Source organism: Lentzea indica, assembly GCF_012184385.1.
Lineage (GTDB): Bacteria > Actinomycetota > Actinomycetes > Mycobacteriales > Pseudonocardiaceae > Lentzea > Lentzea indica.
The window spans coordinates 1-6,569 of sequence record NZ_VSRL01000376.1 but is presented as its reverse complement, the minus strand read 5'-3'; the positions used below and the strand labels follow the sequence as shown (position 1 = coordinate 6,569).

General features: G+C 69.9%; 4 protein-coding genes. 2 read left to right on the top strand and 2 right to left on the bottom strand.

The window, feature by feature from the left end:
- Together FXN61_RS46225 and FXN61_RS46220 are read right to left on the bottom strand one after the other, a co-directional pair.
- Nucleotides 1-2,486 (bottom strand): tetratricopeptide repeat protein (locus FXN61_RS46225; RefSeq protein ID WP_167980156.1); only part of this gene is annotated, 2,486 nt, incomplete at its 3' end.
- 1 nt (nucleotide 2,487) lies between these two features.
- On the bottom strand, nucleotides 2,488-4,257 hold the full coding sequence (locus FXN61_RS46220; protein ID WP_246293111.1) for an HSP90 family protein: 1,770 nt from the start codon (nucleotides 4,255-4,257) through the stop codon (nucleotides 2,488-2,490).
- A 123-nt stretch (nucleotides 4,258-4,380) separates the two neighbouring features.
- Between FXN61_RS46220 and pheS the strand changes: the two genes are divergently transcribed.
- Nucleotides 4,381-5,448, top strand: coding sequence for a phenylalanine--tRNA ligase subunit alpha (gene pheS, locus FXN61_RS46215; RefSeq protein ID WP_167980154.1), 1,068 nt, complete (start codon nucleotides 4,381-4,383; stop codon nucleotides 5,446-5,448).
- Between the two features lie 5 nt (nucleotides 5,449-5,453).
- Nucleotides 5,454-6,569, top strand: a 1,116-nt coding sequence (locus FXN61_RS46210) for a phenylalanine--tRNA ligase subunit beta (protein WP_167980153.1), incomplete at its 3' end; no start/stop codon positions are given.

Sequence of the window (6,569 nt, the reverse complement as noted above, 5' to 3'; positions counted from 1 at the left end):
CTCTCGTCCCCCAGCGACACCACCAACGCCTCGGCGTCGCGGTAGTGCTTCATCGCCAGCGCGAACTCACCGGCCTGGCCGTGCACCCACGCGCGGATCGCGACGATCTCCGCCTGCCGCCGCGTGACCTCGCGCGGGTCGTCGAGCAACGGCAGCAGCGCCTCGGCCTCGTCGACGGCGGCGCGGGTCTCGACCACGTCGTCGTCGGGCAGGTTCGAGGCCAGCTCGATCAACGAGCCGATCGCCTCCGTGAGGTTGCCTTCCTGCTGCCACAACGCGGAGGCCGCGCGCCACGACGCGGTTGCCTCGTCGTGCTTGTCCAGGCGTCCCTGCACGGAAGCGAGCGCGTCGAGCAGGAACGCCCGCCGCCCGATCTCCTCGGGCGGCAGCAGTTCGGACGCCTCGCGCAGGTACCGCTCGGCCGCGGGAAGCTCGTCCAGCTTGCGGCACACCTGGCCGAGCCGGAACACCACCTGCAGCCGAAGGTCTTCCTGGCCCTCCTGCAGCAGCCGCAGCGACTCCTCCAGCACCTCGGCGGCCTCGACGAACCGGTCCGTCTGCACGTACCCGCCGCTCAGCGCGAAGCAGAAGTGCGCGGTGTGGCCGGGGGAGAGGTGCACGCGCGAGATCGCCACCGCCTCGCGGAGGTCGCCCAGGCAGGCCCCCTCCTGGTCCAGCTCCTGGATGGACGCCACCTGGTACCAGCGCGCCTCCGCGGCTTCCGGCAGCGGGAACGCCGACACGAACTCACGGGCCGTCGCGATCGCCTCGGAAGCCTTGCCCAGCAACGTCTCCAGCCGCAACCTCAGCCGGAAGCCCTCGAACCTGGCGTTCAGCGGCAGCTCACCGGCCATGATCGCCACGATGTCCGCGTACGCGCCTTCGAGATCCTGCTGGCGTGCCTTGTGTTCCGCCGTCTCGACCGCAACGCGGCCGCGCAGCTCCGGAACGTCCAAAGAGGACGCCAGTGCGATCATCTCGTTGGCCCGCTCGTGCGAGTGGTCGTTGTCCAGCAGCTCGGCCAGCGTCAACGCCGCGACGACCCGTGTGTAGTCCGACGAAGCTTCGGCCAGGCACCGTTCCGCGAGCTCCAGGCCGCCTTCGAGCCCCATCGCGAGCCGTGCCTGGTACCGCAGCGCGAGGTCGGCCGGCAGTGCGGTCAGCAGCTCCTCGAACACCGAGGGGTCGAACGGCACCAGCCCTGTCGTCATCCGCCGGATGCCCGCGTGCGCCGCGAGATCGGGCGGCAGCAACGAGTCCATGTCCGCGGGGAGCGAGTCGAGCATCCGCCGCGCCTTCACGAAGTCGCCCTGCTCGTACAGCGTCACCATCGCCTCTGCGATCTCCACCGGGTCGCCGAACACGACGGGCTCCTCGGCGGGAGCCACCACCGGCGCGGACGGAACCGCCAGCTCGACGTGCGGGTAGTCGGCCTGCTCCAGCGACTTCGACACCCGGTCCAGCCACGCCGGCGTCCCGTTGCGCGCGTCGAACGCCTTCGCCAGTTCCACGGCCCGCGTCGACAGCCGGTCGAGCAGCTCGGCGGCGGTGAACGAACCGAGCGTGGGCACCTCGAACACCGTGTCGGCCGGAAGCCGTTGCAGCAGAACGGAAGCGCACTCGGCGAACGACATCTCGTCGGCCGGCAGCTGGGTGGCGGTCATCTTGTGCAGCGACCGTCGCAGGATGTCCTCGCCGCGCGAGAGGTTGCCCGTCAACGCGCAGAACCGGATGTGCTCGTGCACGTACGAGGTGATCTCGTCGTCCTTGATCAACCGGTACGCGGTCGTGTGCGCTTGCGCTGCCCGCTCGACGTCGCCGATCTCCAGCAACGGCCACAGCAGCGCGGACAGGATGCCCTGCGGCTGCGTGGCGCAGTTGGTGTTGCCGGTCAGGCCTTCCCAGCCGTGTGCGGCGGCCTCCTGGTGACGGCCCAGCCGCGCCAGCATCCAGACCTGCTCCTCGACCACGCACGCCTCGCAGTCCGCCATCGGGCCGGACTCGGTGGCGAGGTACTTCCCGAGGTGCTCGGCGAGGCCGACCATGTCACCGACGTGGTAGGCGAACTCGGCGCGCGCACCGTGCACGGGCTGCACCGAGAAACCGAGCCGTCCGTAGCGGTCGGCGAGCTGCCCGATCACCGCCCGCAGCTGCTCCAGCGAGAACCGCGGGTCCCGGCGCAGCCCCGTCGCGATCCACTTGTGCGACCAGTTCAGCGAGTGGCGCTCGTAGTCGTTGAACGCCTCGGGGTCCTTCTCCTCGGCGGCGCGCGCCCACGCGAACGGCGCCAGCATCAGGTCGTAGCGCGCCAGGTAGTACGCCGAGTCGATCAACGAGATCCGGCACGACACCCCGAGCGGCAGGTGCCCGAGCTCGTCGGCCATGCGCGCGGCACGTTCCAGCGCCTCGTGCTTCGGCATGCCCGTCGGCATGTTGTACGCCTCGAGGAACGCTCTTTCCGCGTCCTCAGCGGTGAAGTCGGCCATGTCATCTACCCCCGACAGCGCGGTCCAGCAGTTCCAGGAACGAGCGGTTCAGCGCCGCCGTGTCCTTCGGTCGCATTGCCCGCCGCGCTTGCAGAACGGCGTGCACGTAAAGAGATTCGAGCGTCAGCTCCACCAGAGCCGGGTCGTTGAGCCGCGCCAGCCGCTGCACGAGCGGGTTGCGGCAGTTCAGCACCAGCTGCTCCGGCCGTGCCGAGCCGGAGCCGGAGGTCAGCTGCCCCAGCAGCTCTGCCCACAACGGATCCGTCGCCTCTTCGGCGGTCTGCTCGGTGTCGAGTCTGCGTTGCTGCTCGGCGTTGCTGATCAGCAGCGCGGGCAGTGAGACCGGGTCGAAGTCGCGGATCACCGCGTCGCAGTCGTGCCGGTCGAGCGCCGCGGCGCCCTCGGACAGCCGCACCCGCAACGCCGTCTCGATGTCCGGTTCCGGATCGGCCAGCGCCGCCAGCAACTCCGAAGGTGCCACCCTGCGCGCGACGGCGGGGCCGTCCAGAGCGCTCAGCCGGTTCAGCAGCTCCATGTCGTAGGCGTAGCCGGCGTTCACGAGCCCGAGGCCCTGCGCGGCCGCGACCGGCGCGAGCTGGTGGAACTCGTCGACGTCCGGGATGTAGAGGATCGCGCCGTGCTTGCGCTTGAACTGCCGCAACGGGATCGCGCCGTCCGTGGTCTCGAACGGCAGCCAGCGCTCGACCAGCCGGAGCATCTCGTCGTCCGACCGCGCGAGCGACTTGATCCCGAGGTGGTGCGCCACCAGCAGCTCACCCGCGCGGCGCGGCTCGATCGCGTCCAGCCTGATCAGCCAGTCGCGGATCTGCTCTCCGAGCTCCTCGCGCACCGCCAGCAGCATCTCGTCCTGGTACAGCGACTCGCGCGACGCCGTCGGCCGGATCGCGGACGCGTCGACCACGCACCGCACGAAGTAAGCCCAGTCCGGCAGCAGGCCTTCGACGTTGTCCCCGACCAGCATCCGCTTCAGGTACACCCGGTGCGTCTGCCGCGTCCCGGGATGCACGCCCTGCGGCAGCACGAACGCGACACCGGTCAGCCCCGCCGCCTCAACCTCGATCGGGATCGCCTCGAACGGCGTGAAGCCGAAGACCTGCTCGCAGTACGCGGAAAGGTCGGCTTCCTCGTCGTCCCACGGTCGTTCGCCCCGCGTCACCACGGCGCCATCGACCGTCACGACGGCCGGGAGCAGGTCGCCGTAGTCGCTCACCAACGGCCGCACGACGTCGGCCTCCAGCCAGTGCTCGTTGCCTCGCGACGCGGTCAGCACCACCGTCGTACCGACCTGCACGTCCTCGACCGTGTCCACTTCAGACACGGTGTAGTTGCCCGAGGAATCCGCTTTCCAGCGCACGGCAGAGCCGCCGCGCGCGGACCGCGTGATAACCGTCACTGAAGAAGCGACGAGGAAGCACGACAGCATGCCGACGCCGAACTGGCCGAGGAACCCTTCGCGGGCAAACCCGAGGTCATCACGCTTCGACGTGCGGCCGAGCGTGGACAGCAGCTCGTGCACCTCGTCCTCGGTGAGGCCCACGCCGGTGTCGGTGATCGTCAGCGTGGGACCGCAGGTGATCGTGACGTCCGCGGGGCAGGACGGGTCGAGCCCACGCCGTGCCGTGATCGCGTCGACGGCGTTCTGCAGCAGTTCACGGACGTAGACGCGCGGGCTGCTGTACAGGTGGTGGCTGAGCAGGTCGATGATGCCGCGCAGGTCGACGCGGAAGGTGTGCGACATGATGCCGCCCATCCTAGGGACGCCCAAGGGGCCAGTGCCGCTCTTTAAAGGAACGTCCGCGAGCGGTCAAGAGCGCACCCACTAGGATCGGCCTGTTGATTACCTGATGTCCGCGACGGGAGCTGTCCACCAACCATGTCCGGAGCCAACGACCCGTACGACCCGAAAGAGGTCGCGGCGCTCTCGGCCGAGAACCTCGACGCGGCCGTGCAGAAGGCGCGCGAGGCGTTCGCCGGAGCTGCTGACCTGGAGGCACTCGCCTCGGTCAAGCCGGGACACCTCGGTGACCGGTCGCCCGTGCTGCTGGCCCGCCGCGAGATCGGTGCACTGCCGCCCAAGGCGAAGGCCGAGGCGGGCAAGCGCGTGAACGAGGCGCAGTCCGCGATCAAGACCGCGTTCGACGAGCGCTACGCCGTGCTCCAGGTCGAGCGCGACGAGCGGGTGCTGCGCGAGGAGTCCGTCGACGTCACGCTGCCGTGGGACCGCTTCCCGCGCGGCGCGCGCCACCCGATCACGACGCTCGCCGAGCGCATCGGCGACGTCTTCGTGGCCATGGGCTACGAGATCGCCGAAGGCCCCGAGCTCGAGACCGAGTGGTTCAACTTCGACGCGCTGAACTTCGGCAAGGACCACCCCGCCCGCTCGATGCAGGACACGTTCTACATCGCGCCCGGCGACTCGCAGCTGGTTCTGCGCACGCACACCTCGCCGGTGCAGGCTCGCACGCTGCTGGACCGTGAGCTGCCGGTGTACGTCGTGTGCCCCGGCCGCACGTTCCGCACCGACGAGCTCGACGCGACCCACACCCCGGTGTTCCACCAGGTCGAGGGCCTCGCGGTCGACAAGGGCCTGACCATGGGCCACCTCAAGGGCACGCTCGACTCGTTCGCGCGCGCCATGTTCGGCGAGGACTCCAAGACCCGTCTGCGCCCGAGCTTCTTCCCCTTCACCGAGCCGTCGGCCGAGGTCGACGTGTGGTTCCCGGAGAAGAAGGGCGGCGCGGGCTGGGTCGAGTGGGGCGGCTGCGGCATGGTCAACCCCAACGTGCTGCGCGCCTGCGGCGTCGACCCCGACGTCTACTCCGGCTTCGCGTTCGGCATGGGCCTCGAGCGGACGCTGCAGTTCCGCAACGGCCTGCCCGACATGCGAGACATGGTCGAGGGCGACGTCCGCTTCACCCAGCCATTCGGAACGGAGGCCTGAGCCGGATGCGCATCCCGGTCAGCTGGCTGGTCGAACACCTCGGTTTCGACGAAGTCCCCACACCCGACGAGCTCGCCGAGGCGTTCACCCGCATCGGCATCGAGGTCGAGGAGGTGACCCCGCTCGGTCCCGTGACCGGCCCGATCGTCGCCGGTCGCGTCGTCGAGATCGAGGAGCTCGCCGAGTTCAAGAAGCCGATCCGCTACTGCAAGGTCGAGGTCGGCCCCGAGCAGGTCAACCAGATCATCTGCGGTGCCACGAACTTCGTCGAGGGCGACTCGGTCGTCGTCGCGCTGCCCGGCGCCGTGCTGCCGGGTGACTTCACGATCTCCGAGCGCAAGACGTACGGCCGCGTGTCCCAGGGCATGATCTGCGCCTCCGACGAGCTCGGCATCGGCGACGACCACTCCGGCATCCTCGTGCTGCCCACCGGCACCGCGCAGCCCGGTGACGACGCGATGGAGCTGCTCGGCCTGAACGACAGCGTCATCGAGGTCGCGCCGACCCCTGACCGCGGCTACGCGTTCTCGGTCCGCGGTCTCGCCCGTGAGATCGCGTGCGCGCTGGAAGTGCCGTTCGGCGACCCCGGCGTCGTCGAGATCCCTGAGGCCGAGGGCGACGTGTGGCCCGTCCACATCGAGGACCGCACCGGCTGCTCGCGGTTCGTCGCCCGCCGGGTCTCCGGTGTCGACCCGACCGCACCCACGCCGTGGTGGATGCGCCGCCGCCTGATGCTCGCCGGCATGCGCTCGATCTCGCTGCCGGTCGACGTCACGAACTACGTGATGCTCGAACTGGGCCAGCCGCTGCACGCGTTCGACGCTTCGTCGTTGTCCGGCGCGCTGACGGTCCGCCGCGCCTTGGCGGGGGAGAAGCTCACGACGCTGGACGGCACGGTTCGCGCTCTCGACGTCGACGACATCGTGATCGCCGACGACTCCGGCGTGATCTCGCTGGCCGGTGTCATGGGTGGCGCCTCCACCGAGGTCCAGGACTCGTCCTCGGACATCCTGCTCGAGGCCGCGAACTGGGACCCGGCGTCCATCGCGCGCACGGTCCGCCGGCACAAGCTGCCGTCAGAGGCCGCGAAGCGCTTCGAGCGCACCGTGACCCCGCCCTGG

Excerpts from the sequence above, each read along its gene's own strand:
- pheS (WP_167980154.1), top strand. The coding sequence starts at position 4,381 with ATGTCCGGAGCCAACGACCCGTACGACCCGAAAGAGGTCGCGGCGCTC.
- FXN61_RS46220 (WP_246293111.1), bottom strand. The coding sequence starts at position 4,257 with ATGGGCGGCATCATGTCGCACACCTTCCGCGTCGACCTGCGCGGCATC.